The organism is Streptomyces griseorubiginosus, from assembly GCF_001514195.1.
Classification (GTDB): Bacteria; Actinomycetota; Actinomycetes; order Streptomycetales; family Streptomycetaceae; genus Streptomyces; species Streptomyces griseorubiginosus.
The window spans coordinates 57252-75142 of sequence record NZ_KQ948738.1; the positions used below are offsets into that span (position 1 = coordinate 57252).

Here is a 17891-nt window from a genome sequence, read left to right on the forward strand (position 1 = left end):
ACACCCCTCGTCACGGAATCTCCCCGATCCGGGTGACAGCGTGGCCCTTCGTGTACACCCGGTGACCCGCGCGCGACGGGTCGGTCGGTGGCGCTGTCGCCGGGGGGCCGTGCGAGTATGGGACGTCCGCGCACCGGGGGACGGGCAGAATGTCCTAGTCGGAGTGGGTGTGCAGGGCATGTCGGAGGCCCCAGGCGAAAGGACCGGAGCGTACGTGAGTGAGAATCAGAACCTCCTCGCGGAGCAGCGGCGCTCCCTGATCCTGGACGAGGTCCGGCGCCGCGGCGGGGTGCGCGTCAACGAGCTGACGCGGAAGCTCGGCGTGTCGGACATGACGGTGCGGCGCGATCTCGACGCTCTGGCCCGCCAGGGTGTGCTCGAGAAGGTGCACGGCGGCGCGGTTCCGGTGGTCGAGGCGAGCACGCACGAGCCGGGGTTCGAGGCGAAGTCGGGTCTGGAGCTGACCGCGAAGGAGGACATCGCACGGTCCGCCGCGGAGCTGGTCGCGCCGGGTACGGCCATCGCGCTGTCGGGCGGTACGACGACGTACGCGCTGGCCCACCATCTGCTGGACGTGCCGGACCTGACCGTCGTGACCAACTCGGTGCGGGTGGCCGACGTGTTCCACGCGGCGCAGCGGACCACGGGGCCCCGGCAGGGGGCGGCGACCGTGGTGCTGACCGGTGGCGTGCGCACGCCGTCGGACTCGCTGGTGGGGCCGGTGGCCGACCAGGCGATCGGGGCGCTCCACTTCGACGTGCTCTTCCTCGGGGTGCACGGGATATCGGTCGAGGCCGGCCTGTCGACGCCGAACCTCGCGGAGGCCGAGACCAACCGCCGGCTGGTGCAGTCGGCACGGCGGGTCGTGGTGGTGGCCGACCACACCAAGTGGGGCACCGTGGGCCTGAGTTCGTTCGCCTCGCTGGAGCAGGTCGACACGCTGGTGACGGACGCGGGGCTGCCGCGTGCGGCGCGGGCGGAGATCTCGGAGCATCTGCGGCGGCTGGTGGTGGCCGGGGATTCCGGTGAGTCCGTTGCCGCTGAAGACAGTTGACTGAGCGTCAGCTAGGGTGACACCTCCTGACACCACGGGAGGGTGTGTCCATGGCTCACCAACTGCGCGAGGTGGGGCTCGACTTCATCGAGACCGCGCCGGTACGCATGGTGTTCGTGCAGGAGATGTCGGCGCCGCCCGAGGCGGTCTACCAGGCCCTCGCCGAGGACGTCCCCGGGTGGGAGGAGTGGTTCGCCGCGGTGACCCTCGCCCGCTCCACGGGGGACGGCTCGACCCGCGAGATCCACCTCAAGGGCGGCGGACGCTTCCAGGAGACGGTCATCGCGGCGAAGGGGCCTGAGGTGTACGCCTACCGCGTCGACGTCGCCAACGCGCCGGGCGCCCGTGCCATAGCCGAGGAATGGCGTCTGACTCCGTCGGGGGCGGGCACCCAGGTGCGCTGGACGTTCGCCGTGGACGGCACGAGGGCGTTCCGGATGGTCGCGAAGCTCGGACGCGCCGGACTCGGCCGGGCCTTCCGGGACGCGGTCAGGACACTGGACCGACGGCTCGCGCGCTAGGACCTGCGTCGCGCGGATGAGGCATACAGCAACGGCCGCTGCCGCGTGATCCCTGCGGCGCCGGACATCCGGCACGCCACCCCACTCGCCATGACCAACGCGGCTACACCTTTCTTCGCCCTGCCACCGCTGCAGCCCTGACTATCTGGCTCCGCACGTGATCGCCCGTCCAGACCTAGTCCTGCGGAGCAGGTACCGGAGCAGGTACCAGGGTGTGCAGCTCACCGGATGCCACCTCCAAGACCGCTTTTCCGGAGATCCGACGTCCGCGAAGTGCTTCGGCCGCCTCGTCGAAGCGGTCCCAGGATCCTTGCCAGCCGATCTCGACGGTAAGGGCCCCCTCAGCGGCCAGCTCGGCGAGAATCGCCAGGTCCGCGCCGACATCGCCCTCGATGACGAAGGACGTCAGCGACTTGGCCGGGCCGACGGTCGCATACGGCGGAAAGACCGCCGACTCCCCGGATGTCCAGCCGACGCTCTGCACGCTGCCCCCGGGGGCGAGCAGGTTCCATGCCGCGACCAGTTGGGGGCCGCCGACGCTGTCGATGACCACGTCGACCGGTCGCTGGATTCCCTCCAGCCCGATCAGCACCTCGTCGGCGCCGGTCTCGGCCAGCCCCTCCCCGCGGGCGGCCGAGCCCACGGACGCGATCACGTGAGCACCGGCCCGCGCCGCCAGCTGGACGGCGAACCGGCCGACCCCGCCGGCAGCCCCGGTGACCAACACCCTCTTGTCCGGGCCGAGTCCGGCGGCCCTCAGCGAGCGCAGTGCCGCCACTCCGGCAACCGGCAGGGCCACCGCCCTCGCCGGGTCCAAGCCCTTCGGCACCTCGGCAAGCGCACCCACGTCGATCGCGACGCGCTCGGCGAACGCCCCCGCGGTCAGCGCCACCACCTGGGTGCCCATCGCCGGGCCGGTCCCGTCCGCTGCGGCCTGAATCACCACTCCGGCGGCGTCCGAACCGAGCACCGAACCCACAGGTACCCGCCCGGAGCGGGCGTCGTTGAGGTCGCCGTAGTTCAACGACGCGTGGGAGACGTCCACCAGGACCTGGCCCGGACCGGGTACGGGGTCGGAAACCTCGGTGAGGCGGACCGCCGCGGATGCCGACGGATCGACGACGAGAGCACGAACAGACATCTGTTCCCCCTTGGTTCACCATCTGTAACAGCAGTCATCATCGATAACCTTGCTGCTCAGCGAAAGGAGGCACTTTCATGTCACGCAGTCACACCCGTGTTACCGACGCACTGAGGGACGAAGCCTGCTGCTCCACTTGCCCGCCACGCGGTCGAGCACCTCAGTGACGGGTGGCATCAGCCGACGGATGCTCACCCTCAACCTGCGCAGGCTAGAGCGAGACGGACTGCTCGTTCGCACCGTTTATCCGACCGTGCCGCCCAAGGTCGAGTACAGCCTCACGCCCATGGCCCAGGAGCTCCACGCTTCGCTGACCGGTCTGGTGGGCTGGGCCGAGCGGCATCGGGCCGCCATCACCGAGGCCCGCGCCGCCTACGACACTCTGACGAAGCAGGAACCCGACGCTGACTGAACGGGCACGAAACGCCGGGACAGGTACTAGCGGCGCGGCCGGTGGGGTTCAGGTGGGCCAGACGCCCGTCTTGAGCAGGGTGGTGATCGCGGTGGTGTACGGCTCGATGTCCAGGCCCTGTTCGGTCAGCCAGGTGTCGGAGTAGTACTTGTCGAGGTAGCGGTCGCCGGGGTCGCAGAGCAGGGTGACGACGCTTCCCCGCCGTCCCTCGGCCACCATCTCGGCGATGATCTTCAGGGCGCTCCACAGGCCGGTGCCGGTCGAGCCGCCCGCCTTGCGGCCGATGGCCTGTTCCAGGGCCCGCACGGCCGCGACGCTGGCCGCGTCGGGGACCTTCATCATGCGGTCGATCGCGCCGGGCACGAAGCTCGGCTCCATGCGGGGCCGGCCGATGCCCTCGATACGCGAACCGCAGTCGCAGGTGACGTCCGGATCGCCGGTGGTCCAGCCCTCGAAGAAACAGGAGTTCTCCGGATCGGCCACACAGATGCGGGTGTCGTGCTGCATGTAGTGGACGTACCGGGCGATGGTCGCCGAGGTGCCGCCGGTGCCGGCCGTGGCGACGATCCAGGCCGGTTCCGGAAAACGCTCCAACTCCAGTTGGCGGAAGATGGATTCGGCGATGTTGTTGTTGCCGCGCCAGTCCGTGGCCCGTTCCGCGTAGGTGAACTGGTCCATGTAGTGGCCGCCCGTCTCCACCGCGAGGCGGGCGGACTCCTCGTACATCGTGCGCGAGTCGTCCACGAAGTGGCACCGCCCGCCGTGGAACTCGATGAGGCGGATCTTCTCGGCGCTCGTCGTGCGGGGCATGACCGCGATGAAGGGCACGCCGATCAGCTTCGCGAAGTACGCCTCGGAGACGGCCGTCGAACCGCTGGACGCCTCGATCACCGGGCGGCCGGGCCGGATCCAGCCATTGCAGAGACCGTAGAGGAAGAGCGAGCGGGCGAGTCGGTGTTTCAGGCTGCCCGTCGGGTGCGTCGACTCGTCCTTGAGGTACAGGTCGATGCCCCAGCTGTCGGGCAGCGGGAAGCGCAGCAGGTGGGTGTCGGCCGAGCGGTTGGCGTCGGCCTGGACCTTGCGGACGGCTTCTTTCAGCCAGCCGCGGTAGGCGGGGTCGCTGTGGTCGACATCGAGTGTGTCGCCGGTCCGGGTCTGCTGAGGGGTGCTCACGACAGGGCTCCTTACGCTGCGCGCCGACGGCGGATCGCGCGGCCGACTCTTCGATCATAGACACCTTCCACACGCTTCTCACCTGCATAAACGCACCTTTGAGAGCCCCAAAGGCACCCCTGGGGTCGCCGACCGTCCGACCCCGGGGGCGCATTCGGAGAGTGCTCCCTGCGCGCCCGCCCGGGCCTCATGCGCACTGGTGCTCGGCGTCCATGGCGGGCAGACTGCACCGCGCGGGACGAGGTCCCGAACGGGGGCGCACACTGGATCACGACAGGAGCCGGCTCTCGGTCCTCGCGGGAGCACGGGCCGGCACACCGAAGCGCGCAAGAGGGGCGGGACGGCATGGCGGAGCCGGAGTTCACGGCTACGGGCGTCCGGATCGGCAAGAGGTTGCGCTCACTCACCCGGGCCGGTCAGGTCCGGATCAGCGACGGCCGACTGGAACTGCTCACCAGTTACGGCAGCGAGATCGACAGCGCGCCGGTACAGGCGGTGCGAGCCTCGAAGCCTTGGTTCGCGCCCGAGGACCGGGCCCTCGCGGACCTCAACGGGAACCGGTATCTGCTCACCCTGGGCCAGCACGATCCGCCTCCGGGTGAGCCGGGGCCGCCCGCGGCCCGCCGTTTCATCGAGGCCGTGCGCAGGGCGGCCGGGCGCCGCGGCTGAGCCGTCGCACGGTGTGGGTGGGGGCGGTCGACCGCGAGTTGCGGTACCGCGCCTCCTGCGTCACGCTGTTCTCACATCACTCTCGGTTTACCGGCGATTACGCTGCGAACCAGCCCGCCGGGCACGACGGCAGGCGGCCGTTTCCACTCCGGCATCCTGCTGGATCGATCCGAACTCCGTGTTCTTCCGGACCTCACGTCGGGGAGTCGCAGCCGTGATCAGTCATCCGAGCAGGCACTGCGCGGTGGAGCTCCAGGCTCTGCCGTCGCGGATCGGCCAGGTCCGCAGAATCCTTTCCGCGCAATTGCGCTACTGGCATCTGGATCCCCTCATCGACCGGGCCGCACTCGGTGTGACGGAGCTGTTGACCAACGTCCACCTGCATGCCCAGCCCGACAAGACATGCACCGTGGAGATCGAGCTGCTGCTCGACCGGCTCACGGTCTCGGTGCACGACCACGACCCGCGTCTGCCGGTCGTGGCCGACCTCAGGGACACCGAGCCGCTCGCCACGTGCGGGCGCGGGCTCGCGATGGTCGCCGCGGTCAGCGAGAGCTGGGGTGTGCGGCCGGAGGGCGAGTCGGGCAAGGTCGTGTGGTTCACGCTGCCCACGCCCGCCGCCGCTCGGCCACGGCCCGCCGCCGCCACGCGTCCGCCACGGCGGAAGGTCGCCGTACCGGAGAAGGCCGCGCTCATGTTCGCCGAGGTCGAGGTCCGCAGGCCCGAACACGCTCCCGCCCGGTCCGCCGTTGCCGGCTGACCGGGCGGTGAGAACGCCTTCCCATCGAGGGTCGGCGCCGGCACGACGGTGGTACCGCAATCGAACACGTTGCAGGCGTCACGCCCCGTCGCGCTGGACGGCGTCGCACTCCGCGCCCCTTGCCCGCCGTACGTCACACTCCGCGCCCCTTGCCCGCCGTACGGCCGAACTGTTCGTCCAGGACGGACAGCCGGCGCCAGTACTCGTCCTCGTCGATCTCGCCGGAGGCGAAGCGGCGGCCGAGCAGGGTGAGCGGCGAGTCGTCGGAGGGGCCCGAGTCGGCCATGGCCCGCCAGGGTCCGCGGCGGCCGCGCCATGCGGTTGGCGCAGGACGGTGACGGCGCCGACCACGACGGCCGCCCAGATCAGCGGGAAGAAGAGAATCCACGGGCCGGGGCCGCCGTCCCAGTGCGCGAGTGTCTGCATGTCGGTTCATCTCCCTGGAGTTCCTGACCATCTCGTTCGGTGCTGCTTCGAGAGTGGCTCCGGGGAGGGGGTCGGGTCGTCGTACGGCGAGCGGCTGTGGGTGTACCTCGTGGGGAGTACGCGGCGTGCTCGACTTCTGTAACTACTAGTATGTACAGTGAGCGTATGAGCACTCCGGACCGACTGATCGAGTCCACGCGCGAGCTGCTGTGGGAGCGCGGCTACGTGGGCACCAGCCCCAAGGCCATCCTGCAGCGGGCGGGCGCCGGACAGGGCAGCATGTACCACCACTTCAAGGGCAAGCCCGACCTCGCGCTGGCCGCGATCCGGCGTACCGCCGAGGAGCTGCTGGCCGCCGCCGAGGGCGTGCTCGACGGCCCGGGCACACCGTACGAGCGCATCGAGGCGTACCTGCGGCGCGAGCGTGACGTACTGCGCGGCTGCCCGATCGGCCGGCTCACGATGGACCCGGACGTGATCGCCAGCGACGAACTGCGCGCACCGGTCGACGAGACGCTCGACCGGATCCGTGAGCGCATCGCCGGGATCGTCGAAGAGGGCAAGGAGCAGGGGCAGTTCGCAACCTGGCTGGACGGTGAGGAGATCGCGGCGACCGTCCTCGCCACCGTCCAGGGAGGCTATGTGCTCGCCCGCGCCTCCGGCTCGCCCGCCGCGTTCGACACGGGGGTGCGGGGTCTGCTCTCGCTCCTCGCTCCCCGAGCGTCGTGACTCCCAGAGCGTCGTAACTCACCGAGCCCGTAAAGGACTTCACTCAGTGCAGATCACCCGACAGCGCCCCGAGACCCGGCAGGGACCGGCCGAGAACTTCACCGGGACGGTGTGGCTCGACGAGATCGCCGCGCCCGCCGCCCCCTCCCGACTGCGGATGTTCAACGTCCACTTCGCGCCCGGCGCGCACACCGCCTGGCACCGGCACCCGCACGGCCAGGTGCTGCACGTGCTGGAGGGCGAGGGGCTGGTGCAGCGCCGGGGCGGAGCCGTGGAACCGATCCGCGCGGGCGACACCGTGTGGATCGAACCGGGCGAGTGGCACTGGCACGGTGCCGGGCCGCGCACCTTCATGACGCATCTCGCGGTCGTGGAGGCCGCGGAGGACGGCACCACCACCGACTGGGGCGCCCTCGTCACCGCCGAGGACCACTCCGCCTGAGGAGGCGACCGATGCACGCGATGCAGTACGAGCTCACCTTGCCGGCCGACTACGACATGACCGTCATCCGCGGCCGGGTCGCCCGGATCGGGCATCTGCTCGACGACTGGGAGGGCCTCGGCCTCAAGACGTACCTGATGCGCGAGCGCGGGGTGAACGGCTCACCGGTCAACCAGTACGCGCCCTTCTACCTCTGGAACACCGTGGAGGGCATGAACGGCTTCCTGTGGGGAGGCGGCTTCCAGGGGCTGAGCAACGACTTCGGGCGTCCGTCGGTGCGCCAGTGGACAGGGCTGTCGTACGAGGAGGGCGGCGCCGTCGGCTCCCCCGCCCGGTCGGCCGTACGACGGCGTGAACCGGTGCCCGAGGGGGTGGAGTTGGCCGAGGTGACGGCGGAGGCGGTGGCGGACACGGAGCGGCTGGCCGGGGAGGACGGGGCGGTCCTCGCCGCCGTCGCCGTGGACACGGCCGGTTGGGAGTTCGTGCACTTCTCGCTCTGGGCTCACGAGGCTCCCAAGGCAGCCGGTGACGTGTTCGAAGTGCTGCACGTCTCGGCGCCCGGGCGGGAGCGATTGCCGCGGGGACGCCAGTGGTGAGCGCGGTCCGGACGGTGGAGGGGGACGTCCCGGGCGGGTTGCTCGGCGTGTGCGACGCGCACGACCACCTGTTCTTCGGCAGCCCCCGCCTTCCCGGCCAGGAGCTGCGGAGCAGGTCCGCGGCGCTGGCCGAACTCGCCGCGTTCGCCGCACAGGGGGGTGGCACCGTCGTGCAGTGGACGCCGTACGGGCTGGGGCGGCGGGCCGCGGATCTGCCGGCGTTGTCCCGGGAGAGCGGGGTGCGGATCGTCGCCGCCACCGGGCTGCACCAGGCCGTCCACTACGACGACGCCACGCTCGCCGGACTGCGCGGCAGGCTGGCCGAGGTGTTCGTCGCCGAACTGACCGAGGGCATCGGGACGTCGGGCGTCCGCGCGGGACTGATCAAGGTGGCGGGCGGTTTCCACGCCCTGGACGCGCACGCCCGCTGGACGATGACCGCGGCCGCCGAGGCCCATCACGCGACCGGCGCCCCGATCGCCGTCCACCTGGAGCTGGGCACCGGCGCCCTCGACGTACTCGACCTGCTGTGCGGCGAGTTGGGGGCCCCGCCGCACCGGGTCGTCCTAGGCCATCTGAACCGCTCCCCCGACCTCACGGTGCACCGGGAGGCCGCTGCGTCGGGCTGCTATCTCGCCTTCGACGGTCCCTCACGCACCCACCACGCCACGGACTGGCGCATGCCGGACGCGGTGCGGGCCCTCGCCGAGGCGGGACACGGGGACCGGCTGCTCCTCGGCGGCGACACGACGACCGCGGCCGCCCGCTCGGTCAACGGGGGCCCGGGGATGCCGTATCTGCTGCGCCGGGTGCGTCCGCGGCTGGCGGTCGAGCTGGGCGAGGAGGCGGTGCGGCGCATCCTCACCGACAACCCCGGCCGGGCATTCGCCGTGGAGTGGCCCGGCCCCGTGGGCCCTTGATCCCCGTCACCGGCACGCGGCGTCCATGCCCTGCTGAGCCAGGTCGTCGGCACAGGGCGTCCAGGTCCTGCTGAGCGAAGTCACCTGCACAGGGCGTCGATTTCCTGCGAGAAGTTCGGGAACTCCGTCCGGGCGGCGGTGACGATGTCGTGGGTGCTGCGGCGCGGGGTGGCCGCGTGGCGCTCAGCGAGTTCGGTCAGACCGGGGTCGACTCGGCCCTCGTACTGCTCGAACTCGACGACCTCCAGCGGACCGAGGCCGTCGGCCAGCACCCACAGGAAGTCGGACAGGTTGGCCGCCACCACCCCGCGCTCGCCCTCGGAGCCCAGGAACACCACGGGCTGCTCGACCAGCGGTCGCCCCGGCCGCACGCACCACAGGGCGGCGAGACCTCCGGTGCCGTCCTGCCCGAAGACCCGGAAGGCGTCACCGTCCAGTTCGTGGTTGCCCGTCCAGTTGCGCAGCCAGTCCGTGGTCTCCTCGGCGGAGTCGAAGGCGTCGTACGGCTCGAAGTCCACGCCCTCACCGTCGTCGTAGTCGAACTCCGCGCGGGCCACGGCTGCCAGCGCGGCCGGAAAGGTGCGGTCGAACCCGGTCGTCTCGATCATGCCCCGCAGGCTAGCCTCCGCCACTGACAGTCGGCTGATAGGACTTGGGGATGTCCCGGACTCCCGCCTTCGAAGATCTGCTGGTCCTGATCGAGGACCGGTCCGCCGCCCTGCGCGCCGCCGTCGCCGCCGCGCCCGATCCGGACGTCCGCGTCCCCAGCTGTCCCGAGTGGTCGCTCCGGGATCTCGTGCGGCATCTGACCGACGTGCACCGGTTCTGGGCGGCGGCAGTCGCCGCGGGGCCGAGCGAGAAACCGCCGGTCCCGACCCCGGTCGCCGGCACGGAGCAGGCCGACCTCGTGGGCCTTTCGGCCGCGGCCACCCAGGAGTTGGTCGGTGCGCTGCGGGCCGCCGGTCCCGCGTCGGGCTGCTGGACCTGGTGGGCCGGCTCCGGCGTGCCGACGACCAGTGGTGCCGTGGCGCGCCATCAGGTCCATGAGGCCGCCGTCCACGCCTTCGACGCCCAGCTGGCCACCGGTGCTCCCCAGCCTGTCCCGGAAGTGGTCGCGCTGGACGGCACGGCCGCCTTCATCGACGTCGCCCACGGCACCGCCGGACCCTGGCCGCACCGGCCGGCCCGGGTCGGCCTGCACGCCACCGAGGGCGCGTCGTGGCTGATCGAGCTGACAGGGTCCGGGGCACGCGAAGTGGACGGCTCGCACGGGACGGACGCCGACCTGTACGGGCCGGCGAGCGATCTGCTGCTCACGCTGCACCGCCGCCTCCCCCTGGACAGTCTGCGCGGCGAGGGGACCGTGCCGTCCTGGAGAATCTCCTGAGCTGGCCCGATCTCGGTTAGACCGCCGTCCCGCGCGGGAACGGCGGAGCAACGGGCCAGCACAACAGTCGAGCTGATGGGAAACGTATGCGAGTCGTCGTCATCGGCGGGAGTGGGCACATCGGCACCTTCCTCGTCCCCCGGCTGGTGCGAGCCGGCCACGAAGTGATCAACATCAGCCGTGGCACCCGCGAGGCCTACGTCGGGGCCCCCGAATGGGAACAGGTCCGCCAGGTCGTGGCCGACCGGCAGCAGGAGGACGGCGCGGGTACTTTCGGTGACCGGGTGGCCAGGCTGACCCCGGACGTCGTCGTCGACCTGGTCTGCTTCACCCTGGAGTCGGCCACCGCGCTGGTCGAGCGGCTGCGCGGCGAGGTCGGGCACCTGCTGCACTGCGGCACCGTGTGGCGGCACGGCCCGAGCCACAAGCTGCCGATCTCCGAGAGCACGGGCACCCCGCCCGTCGGGGAGTACGGCGTCCAGAAGGACCGGATCGCCCGGATGCTGAAGGAGGAGACCGCCTCGGGTGGGCTGGTCACCACCTCTCTGCACCCCGGGCACATCGTCGGCCCCGGCTGGCACCCGATCGGCCCGTTGGGCAACCTCGACCCGGCCGTCTGGTCCACGCTCTCCGCCGGGAAGCCGCTGCCGATGCCGGGCAGCGGGGTCGAGTCGATGCACCACGTGCACGCCGACGACGTCGCCCAGGGTTTCGAGCGCGCGATCGAGCGCCGGGACGCGGCGGCGGGCGAGGACTTCACCGTGGTCGCCCCCAGCGCGCTGAACGTCCGCGGATACGCCCACATCGCGGCCGGCTGGTTCGGGCAGACCGCGACGTTGGAACCCGTGTCCTGGGAGCGGTTCCGTGAGAGCACGTCTCCGGAGCACGCCGAGGCGAGCTGGGAGCACCTCCACCGCAGTCAGTGCTTCAGCATCGAGAAGGCGAGGACCGTCCTGGGCTACGCGCCCCGTTACGAGCCGGAGGACGCCGTGCTCGAATCCGTGCGCGGGCTGATCGAGCGCGGCGAGTTGGAGGTGGCCCGCCCGCTCGTCCTCTGACCCGCTCGCCAGCCCTCCGAGCCTTCCACTCGTGCTCTGACCCGCTCGCGAGCCCTCCGAGCCTCCCGCTCGTCCTCTGACCCGCTCGCGAGCCCTCCGAGGTTCCCGCTGGGCCTCCGCCCCGCGTCAGGCCGCGAGCAGGACGGGCACCGGGCTCGTCCCCTGTCGGCGCAGGGGGCGGGTGCTCCGGGTGGCGAAGACGTACAGGCGCAGGACGAGGAACCGACCCGCGCCGGCGAGACCCGAGGCGCCGAGGTAGACCATCTGCTCGACCGCCGGGCCCGCGGACGGCCGCAGCAGATGCAGCACCCCGATGGCACCGCTGGTGACCAGGTACGCGGCGGAGGCCGAACCCGCGGACTGCCAGTGCTCCCGCCATCCGGCGCCCCGGCCCTTGCGGAAGGTGAAGCGGGCGTGGAGCTCCGTGCACAGCAGGGTGGAGGCGACGGTGACGACGGCGTTGGCGACGGCCCAGGGCATGGCCACGGCGAGCAGCGTCACCGCGAAGCCGGCGAGGACCCCTACGCCCCCTCCGAACATCACGAACCGTATGAAGGCCATGAGGCCCGCCCCCGTCTCCCACTCGTCCACGCGTCGCTTTCCAACACCGGAAAGCTACGTTGCGTTCAGGGAGTGGGCAACTGATTTATTGCATCACTGAGTCGTCACCGCAGATCAGAGCTAAAATATCGTTGCAATGGACCACAACTGAACGCTAGGCCCGACCGGCGTCCAGGCGGCTCACCCTGGCCACGTTCTCCCGGTCCTCGGCGTCCTCGCTCGGTGCGGCGGTGAACCAGGCGTCGAGGATCTCCTTGAGGAGTGGCTCGGAGGTGAGGCGGAGGCTGAGGGCGAGGACGTTGGCGTCGTTCCAGCGGCGGGCGCCGTCCGCGGTGTAGGCGTCCGTGCACAGGGCGGCCCGGACACCGGGCACCTTGTTCGCGGCGATGGAGGCGCCGGTGCCGGTCCAGCAGCACACCACCGCCTGATCGGCCGTCCCCGCCGCCACGTCACGGGCCGCGGCTGCCGAACAGGCCGCCCACTGCGGGTCGTCGCCGGGGCTCAGGGCGCCGTGCGCGACCACCTCGTGGCCCCGGGCGCGCAGTGCGTCGACGAGGGCGCGCGCCACAGGTTCGTCCATGTCCGAGGAGACGGAGATCCGCATGTCACGAGCCTACTCGGCGGCTCGTCCAGCGGACCACGGGTTCCAGGTAGACCACGTGCGGGCCTTCCAGGCGGGGCAGTTCGGGCGGGGAGCCGACGAAGACGATCCGGTCGAACTCCGGGTCGCGTCCCCGTGCCGCCTCCGCGGCCGCGAGGGCGTCGAAGCGGTCCTGGAGCACCGGCGCGGGCAGGGACGGCGCAAGGTAGTGGACACCGACCTGGCCGTCGTCGCCGTAGGTGATCAGACAGCGGGTGAGCGCGGTGGCCGGGACGTCGACTCCGGTCTCCTCGGCCAGCTCCAGAGCGGCATGGCGGCGCAGGGCCCCCTCGTCCAGCGGCTCGTCGCCTGTGGGAGGTTCCACCGATCCGCCGGGGAACTGCCATCGGCCGGGCGCGGCAGTGGACCGGGACATCCGGCCCACCAGTACGCGTCCGTCGTCCGTCGGCTGGATCACGCTCACGAAGAGGGACCGCAGGACGGTGGCGCCGGGGACGCGGCGCAGGGCGAAGTAGCGGTAGGTGGTGCGGGACCAGGACACGAGCAGGTCGTCCCGGCCCTCCCGCGAGAGGCCCGCGCAGAGCACGACCGGGCCGTCGAAGAGAGCCGGGTTGGCGAGGACGGCCTCGGCCCACTCCCGGTTCATGGCCGCCCGGGTACCGGCCGGGATCGCCGGTGGGGCCACCTCGACGAGACGGAGTTCCTCCGCCTCCAGCAGTTCAGTCACGGGTCAGTGCCCCGAGCGGGTCGTCCAGCACCGGCTGCCATGCCAACTCGGCTGCCCCGACCAGGCTGTTGTGGGTGAGGGTGCAGCTCAGGATGGGGACGCCGCCGCTCTGTCCCCACAGGCTGCGCTCGGCGACGACCGCGCGCAGCCGCGTCGGGTCGGCGTCCAGGAGGGTGCTGTGGAGGCCGCCGAGGATGACCCGGTCCGGGTTGAGGATGTTCACCAGTCCCGCGAGGCCGAGCCCCAGGCGGTCGATGAGGGTCTCGGCGGCGGTACGGACGGCGGGGTCGTCGTAGTGGTCGCGGACCAGGTCGTTGGCCTGCTGGAGCAGGGACACCTCGGGGCCCGGGTCGAGTCCCGCGGCCGTGAGCAGGGCCAGCGGGTCGGCCTCGACGTCCAGGCAGCCGCGGCTGCCGCAGTGGCAGGGGCGGCCCTCGGGGTTGACGGTGAGGTGCCCGACCTCGAGGGCCAGGCCCGAACTCCCGGTGTGCAGACGGCCGTCGAGGACCAGGGCGCCGCCGACACCACGGTGCCCAGTCGCCACGCACAGCAGGTCGCGGGCGCCGCGGCCGGCGCCGTGCCGGTGCTCTGCGAGTGCGGCGAGGTTGACGTCGTTGCCGGTGAACACCGGCCCGGGGATCCCGGCCGCGCGCACGCACTCCGTGAAGATACGGCGCACGGGGGCGCCCGCGGGCCAGGCCAGGTGCAGGGGGTTCAGGGCGAGGCCGTCGGGTTCGGCGACCGCGGAGGGGACGGCGAGTCCGGCGCCGACGCAGCGTCTGCCCGTCGTGCGCAGCAGGTCCGCGCCCGCCTCCACGACCGAGCCGAGGACCTTGGCGGGGTCGGCGTCGACGGTCTCGCGGGCCGGTGCGGTGGCGACGATACGGCCGCCCAGGCCGACCAGTGCGGCGCGGAAACCGTCGGCGTGCACCTGCGCCGCCAGGACGACCGGGCCCTCCTCGGCGACCGCGAGGCGGTGCGAAGGCCTGCCCTGGGAACCGGCGGCCGCGGTGGGCCGGGCGTCGACGCGGATCAGCCCGAGCGCCTCCAGTTCGGCTGCGACCGCTCCGGCCGTGGCCCGGGTGACCCCGAGTTCCGCGGTGAGCACCGCCCGGGTGGGCGCGCGCCCGGTGTGCACGAGCTCCAGAGCGGGCCCGAGCGCACCGCGCCCCCGTTCCAGCCGCGCCCTCGAGGTGGTCCTCTCCCCCGCCGACCGGGGGTCCGCCTTGCCGCTCATGAGGGCGAGTCTCCCATGATCCGTTAGTGACCCGGGCTACAGGCCGCTGACCCGCAGGGTGATGTTGAGCCGCCCGGTCAGCCCCAACTCGGGCGGGGCGGTGCCCGGATGCACACGGGGCACCCCGTGGTAGGCGAGCCGCGACGGGCCGCCGAACACGAACAGGTCCCCGCTGCGCAGTTCCACGTCCGTGTACGGCCTGGTCCGGGTCTCGGTGTTGCCGAAGCGGAAGACACAGGTGTCGCCGAGGCTCAGCGACACCACCGGGGCGTCCGTCTTCTCGTCGCTGTCACGGTGCATGCCCATCCGGGCGTCGCCGTCGTAGAAGTTGATCAGTGCGATGTCGTACCCGGACGCGTCGACATCCAGTGCGTCCCGTACCGCTCGACTCGCGAGTTCGCCGAGCCAGTGCGGGAAGGGCTTCACGGGTGCCCCGTCGCCGTCGGCGACCGTGCGGGCGTAGGCGTACGGGTACCAGTGCCAGCCCAGGCAGACCTGCCGGGCGGTCATCGTGCCGCCGCCCGGGGTGTGCACCGTGCGCAGTCCGGCGGGCGGACGGGCCCATTCGCGGCAGGCATCCAGCAGCTCGCGCTGTCGCTCCGGCGCCAGCCAGTCCGGGATGTGCACGGCGCCCGGCGCGATCGGTGCGCGCGCTCGGGGGAACAGCTCGGCATCCATGGTGTCCATCCTGCCCGAGCGGGTCTGAACTGCGGCTCCGCTAGCCTGGACGCACGATGGACGACCGTATGACGACCCCCTGGGGCGAGCTAGCGCTCACCCGCTTCCCCAAAGACCCGCGTGACCGGCTGCGTGCCTGGGACGCCTCCGACGAGTATCTGCTGCGGCATCTCGCCACGGAGCGGGTGGCGCTGTCCGGCACGGTCGTGGTGGTCGGCGACCGGTGGGGTGCGCTGGTCACCGCGCTGGCGGCGCACCGGCCGGTGCAGATCACCGACTCCTTCCTCGGCCAGGAGGCGACCCGGGCGAACCTCGCGCGCGCCGGCGTCGAGCCGGGCACCGTCCGGCTGCTCACCACGCAGGACCCACCACTCGACCGGATCGACGTGCTGCTGGTGCGGGTGCCGAAGAGCCTGGCCCTGCTGGAGGACCAGTTGCTGCGGCTGGCGCCGGCCTTGCACGCGGACACGGTCGTGGTCGGCACCGGCATGGTGAAGGAGATCCACACCTCGACGCTCCAGCTGTTCGAGCGGATCCTCGGCCCGACCCGCACCTCGCTCGCCGAGAAGAAGGCCCGGCTGATCTTCTGCACTCCGCAGCCGTCGCTCGAACGGCCCGCCAACCCGTGGCCGTACGGCTATGCGCTCCCGGACGGTGTCGGGGCCGTCTCCGGCCGTGCCGTGGTCAACCACGCCGGTGTCTTCTGCGCCGACCGGCTCGACATCGGGACCCGCTTCTTCCTCCAGCACCTCCCGGTCGGCCGTGGCGCCGAGCGGATCGTGGACCTGGGCTGCGGCAACGGCGTCGTCGGCACGGCGGTGGCCCTCGGCAACCCGGAGGCCGAGGTGCTGTTCGTCGACGAGTCCTTCCAGGCCGTGGCCTCGGCGGAGGGGACGTACAAGGCGAACGGTGCGCCGGGGCGTGCGGAGTTCCGGGTCGGGGACGGGCTGACGGGGGTGCCCGACGGCAGTGTCGACGTGGTGTTCAACAACCCGCCGTTCCACTCGCACCAGGCGACGACCGACGCGACGGCCTGGCGGATGTTCGCCGGCGCGCGCAGGGCGCTGCGGCCCGGCGGCGAGCTGTGGGTCGTCGGGAACCGGCACCTCGGGTACCACGTGAAGCTGCGGAAGCTGTTCGGGAACAGTCAACTCGTCGCCGGCGACCCGAAGTTCGTGGTGCTGAAGGCGGTAAAAAAGTCGGGTGACTGATACGTCGGCGCGGGACTTCTACGACTCGTTGGCTCCGGACTACCACCGGATCTTCGCGGACTGGGACGCGAGCATGGCGCGGCAGGCCGCCGCGCTGGGCGCGCTGATGGACCCCGGTCCGCTCCGGATCCTGGACTGCTCGTGCGGGATCGGGACCCAGGCGATCGGGCTGGCGCTGGCCGGGCACCGGGTCGTCGGCAGCGATCTGAGTCCCGTGGCCGCGGCACGTGCCGCGGCCGAGGCGTCGGTCCGCGGTGCCCCGGTACCGACCGCGGCCGCGGACATGCGGCACCTGCCCTTCGCCTCATCGGCGTTCGACGTCGTCGTCTGCGCGGACAACTCGCTGGCCCATCTGCTGACGGCCCCGGACGTGGCCGCCGCGCTCGCGGGCATGCGACGGGTGCTGCGGGACGGCGGGCTGCTGCTGCTCACCATGCGGGACTACGAGGAGATCCGCCGGACCAGGCCCGGCACGACGCCCCTGCAGGTCTCCGGGGAGCCCGACGGCCGGATGGTCACCTTCCAGCTGTGGCACTGGCACGAGGACGGGGAGCGCTACGACCAGGAGCACTTCCAGCTCGTGCCCGCCGACGGGGACTGGGCCGTGCGGGTCCGCCGTACGACCTCCTGGGCGCTGACCCGTGCGCAGGTGGAGGAGTTCGTGTCCGGGGCCGGTTTCGTGGACGTGCGGTGGCACGAACCCGCATCCAGCGGCTTCTATCAGCCCGTTCTCACAGCCCGAGCATCCGGATGATCCGCCGGGTGGCCTCGGCCATGGCGTCCCGTCCGACACTCAGGTACTTCCGCGAGTCGACCGCCTCGGGGTGAGCCGCCAGGAACTCCCGGATCGCGTGTGTCATGGCGATGTTCAGCGCGGTGCCGACGTTGACCTTGGCGATGCCGCCCGCGACGGCAGCGGTGAGTTCGTCGTCGCGGACCCCCGAGGAGCCGTGCAGGACGAGGGGGACGTCCAGGCCGGCGGCGAGGCGCTTGAGGAGGTCGTGGTCGAGGGTGGCGGTGCGTTCGGTCATCGCGTGGGCGCTGCCGACGGCCACCGCGAGGGCATCCACGCCGGAGTCGGCGACGAAGGCCCGGGCCTCGGCCGGGTCGGTGCGGGCGCCGGGTGCGTGGGCGTCCAGCGGGGGCTGTCCGTGCTTGCCGCCGATCTCCCCCAACTCCGCCTCGATCCAGAGGCCTTGTGAGTGCGCCCAGTCGGCGGCGGCGCGGGTCGCCGCGAGGTTCTCGGCGTAGGGCAGCCGGGCCGCGTCGTACATCACCGAACTGAATCCGGCGTCGGCCGCCTCGCGGAGCAGGTCGTCGCTCTGGACGTGGTCGAGGTGCAACGCGACGGGTACGGCGGCCCGTTCGGCGGCGGTGACGGCGGCGCGGGCCAGCGGCAGGACACGGCCGTGGCGGAACTTCACGGCGTTCTCGCTGACTTGGAGGACGACCGGCGCGTCCAGGGACTCGGCGCCGGTGACGACGGCCTCGACGTGTTCCAGGGTGATCACGTTGAAGGCGGCGACGGCGGAGCGGGTGGCGGCGGCCCGGGTGACGAGCTCGCCGGTGGTGACGAGGGGCACGGGGA

21 protein-coding genes and 2 pseudogenes are annotated in these 17891 nt (G+C 71.9%); 13 read left to right on the top strand and 10 right to left on the bottom strand.

Features of this window, described 5'->3' with window-relative positions; all coding sequences use genetic code 11:
- Positions 1–214 precede the first annotated feature (214 nt).
- Positions 215–1054, top strand: coding sequence for a DeoR/GlpR family DNA-binding transcription regulator (locus AQJ54_RS23035; protein ID WP_020136966.1), 840 nt, complete (start codon positions 215–217; stop codon positions 1052–1054).
- Positions 1055–1104: 50 nt separating this feature from the next.
- Positions 1105–1575, top strand: a complete 471-nt coding sequence (locus AQJ54_RS23040) for an SRPBCC family protein (protein WP_062026569.1) — start codon at positions 1105–1107, stop codon at positions 1573–1575.
- Positions 1576–1750: 175 nt separating this feature from the next.
- Here the strand turns inward: AQJ54_RS23040 and AQJ54_RS23045 are convergent, their stop codons facing one another.
- Positions 1751–2716 (bottom strand): zinc-binding dehydrogenase, encoded by a 966-nt coding sequence (locus AQJ54_RS23045; RefSeq protein ID WP_211278581.1) that lies wholly within the window; start codon positions 2714–2716, stop codon positions 1751–1753.
- Between the two features lie 172 nt (positions 2717–2888).
- On the opposite strand from AQJ54_RS23045, the pseudogene AQJ54_RS46400 reads away from it, so the two are divergent.
- Positions 2889–3128 (top strand): annotated as a pseudogene (locus AQJ54_RS46400) (winged helix-turn-helix transcriptional regulator); the annotation flags it as partial.
- Between the two features lie 48 nt (positions 3129–3176).
- Here the strand turns inward: AQJ54_RS46400 and cds1 are convergent.
- Positions 3177–4301, bottom strand: coding sequence for an L-cysteine desulfhydrase Cds1 (gene cds1 / locus AQJ54_RS23055; protein ID WP_062240579.1), 1125 nt, complete (start codon positions 4299–4301; stop codon positions 3177–3179).
- Positions 4302–4646: 345 nt separating this feature from the next.
- Between cds1 and AQJ54_RS23060 the strand changes: the two genes are divergently transcribed.
- Together AQJ54_RS23060 and AQJ54_RS23065 are read left to right on the top strand one after the other, a co-directional pair.
- Positions 4647–4970 (top strand): hypothetical protein, encoded by a 324-nt coding sequence (locus tag AQJ54_RS23060; protein ID WP_030326283.1) that lies wholly within the window; start codon positions 4647–4649, stop codon positions 4968–4970.
- A gap of 214 nt (positions 4971–5184) precedes the next feature.
- Positions 5185–5730: an ATP-binding protein gene (locus AQJ54_RS23065; protein WP_079069992.1), complete on the top strand. Its 546-nt coding sequence runs from the start codon at positions 5185–5187 to the stop codon at positions 5728–5730.
- Between the two features lie 133 nt (positions 5731–5863).
- Here AQJ54_RS23065 and AQJ54_RS23070 read toward each other — a convergent pair.
- Positions 5864–6156, bottom strand: a pseudogene (locus AQJ54_RS23070) (SHOCT domain-containing protein).
- A 165-nt stretch (positions 6157–6321) separates the two neighbouring features.
- Between AQJ54_RS23070 and AQJ54_RS23075 the strand changes: the two are divergent.
- Genes AQJ54_RS23075 through AQJ54_RS23090 form a run of 4 tightly spaced genes read left to right on the top strand, consistent with a single transcriptional unit; the run spans position 6322 to position 8843 of the window.
- Positions 6322–6885 (top strand): TetR/AcrR family transcriptional regulator, encoded by a 564-nt coding sequence (locus AQJ54_RS23075; protein WP_248845417.1) that lies wholly within the window; start codon positions 6322–6324, stop codon positions 6883–6885.
- Positions 6886–6931: 46 nt separating this feature from the next.
- Positions 6932–7327 (top strand): (R)-mandelonitrile lyase, encoded by a 396-nt coding sequence (locus AQJ54_RS23080; protein ID WP_062240582.1) that lies wholly within the window; start codon positions 6932–6934, stop codon positions 7325–7327.
- Between the two features lie 11 nt (positions 7328–7338).
- A complete protein-coding gene (locus AQJ54_RS23085) occupies positions 7339–7923 on the top strand; it encodes a DUF4865 family protein (protein ID WP_062240584.1) in 585 nt (194 codons plus the stop codon).
- On the top strand, positions 7920–8843 hold the full coding sequence (locus AQJ54_RS23090) for a phosphotriesterase family protein (RefSeq protein WP_062241276.1): 924 nt from the start codon (positions 7920–7922) through the stop codon (positions 8841–8843). The genes AQJ54_RS23085 and AQJ54_RS23090 overlap by 4 nt, the downstream gene beginning before the upstream one ends.
- 80 nt (positions 8844–8923) lie before the next feature.
- Here AQJ54_RS23090 and AQJ54_RS23095 read toward each other — a convergent pair whose 3' ends face one another.
- Positions 8924–9451, bottom strand: coding sequence for a hypothetical protein (locus AQJ54_RS23095; protein WP_062240585.1), 528 nt, complete (start codon positions 9449–9451; stop codon positions 8924–8926).
- Between the two features lie 50 nt (positions 9452–9501).
- On the opposite strand from AQJ54_RS23095, the gene AQJ54_RS23100 reads away from it, so the two are divergent.
- Together AQJ54_RS23100 and AQJ54_RS23105 are read left to right on the top strand one after the other, a co-directional pair.
- Positions 9502–10230: a maleylpyruvate isomerase family mycothiol-dependent enzyme gene (locus tag AQJ54_RS23100; protein ID WP_062240587.1), complete on the top strand. Its 729-nt coding sequence runs from the start codon at positions 9502–9504 to the stop codon at positions 10228–10230.
- An 86-nt stretch (positions 10231–10316) separates the two neighbouring features.
- Complete coding sequence (locus tag AQJ54_RS23105; protein WP_062240589.1) at positions 10317–11288, top strand: NAD-dependent epimerase/dehydratase family protein; 972 nt, start codon at positions 10317–10319, stop codon at positions 11286–11288.
- A gap of 126 nt (positions 11289–11414) precedes the next feature.
- Here the strand turns inward: AQJ54_RS23105 and AQJ54_RS23110 are convergent, their stop codons facing one another.
- The 5 genes from AQJ54_RS23110 to AQJ54_RS23130 form a co-directional block, all read right to left on the bottom strand.
- Complete coding sequence (locus AQJ54_RS23110) at positions 11415–11849, bottom strand: GtrA family protein (RefSeq protein WP_062241278.1); 435 nt, start codon at positions 11847–11849, stop codon at positions 11415–11417.
- Between the two features lie 154 nt (positions 11850–12003).
- Positions 12004–12453, bottom strand: coding sequence for an RpiB/LacA/LacB family sugar-phosphate isomerase (locus AQJ54_RS23115; RefSeq protein WP_062240590.1), 450 nt, complete (start codon positions 12451–12453; stop codon positions 12004–12006).
- A gap of 1 nt (position 12454) precedes the next feature.
- Positions 12455–13177 (bottom strand): NUDIX hydrolase, encoded by a 723-nt coding sequence (locus tag AQJ54_RS23120; protein WP_062240591.1) that lies wholly within the window; start codon positions 13175–13177, stop codon positions 12455–12457.
- The gene (locus AQJ54_RS23125; protein ID WP_062240592.1) at positions 13170–14414 is read right to left on the bottom strand and encodes an ROK family protein; all 1245 of its coding nucleotides are present in this window, start codon (positions 14412–14414) and stop codon (positions 13170–13172) included. Before AQJ54_RS23125 ends, AQJ54_RS23120 begins: the two co-directional genes overlap by 8 nt.
- Positions 14415–14450: 36 nt before the next feature.
- Positions 14451–15092: an alpha-ketoglutarate-dependent dioxygenase AlkB family protein gene (locus AQJ54_RS23130; RefSeq protein ID WP_062241280.1), complete on the bottom strand. Its 642-nt coding sequence runs from the start codon at positions 15090–15092 to the stop codon at positions 14451–14453.
- A gap of 68 nt (positions 15093–15160) precedes the next feature.
- On the opposite strand from AQJ54_RS23130, the gene AQJ54_RS23135 reads away from it, so the two are divergent.
- Both AQJ54_RS23135 and AQJ54_RS23140 read left to right on the top strand, forming a co-directional pair.
- Positions 15161–16303: a methyltransferase gene (locus AQJ54_RS23135; RefSeq protein ID WP_062240598.1), complete on the top strand. Its 1143-nt coding sequence runs from the start codon at positions 15161–15163 to the stop codon at positions 16301–16303.
- The gene (locus AQJ54_RS23140) at positions 16296–17057 is read left to right on the top strand and encodes a class I SAM-dependent methyltransferase (protein WP_062240602.1); all 762 of its coding nucleotides are present in this window, start codon (positions 16296–16298) and stop codon (positions 17055–17057) included. The genes AQJ54_RS23135 and AQJ54_RS23140 overlap by 8 nt, the downstream gene beginning before the upstream one ends.
- Here the strand turns inward: AQJ54_RS23140 and AQJ54_RS23145 are convergent.
- The gene (locus AQJ54_RS23145; RefSeq protein ID WP_062240607.1) at positions 17035–17886 is read right to left on the bottom strand and encodes a class II fructose-bisphosphate aldolase; all 852 of its coding nucleotides are present in this window, start codon (positions 17884–17886) and stop codon (positions 17035–17037) included. The genes AQJ54_RS23140 and AQJ54_RS23145 overlap by 23 nt on opposite strands.
- Positions 17887–17891 lie beyond the last annotated feature (5 nt).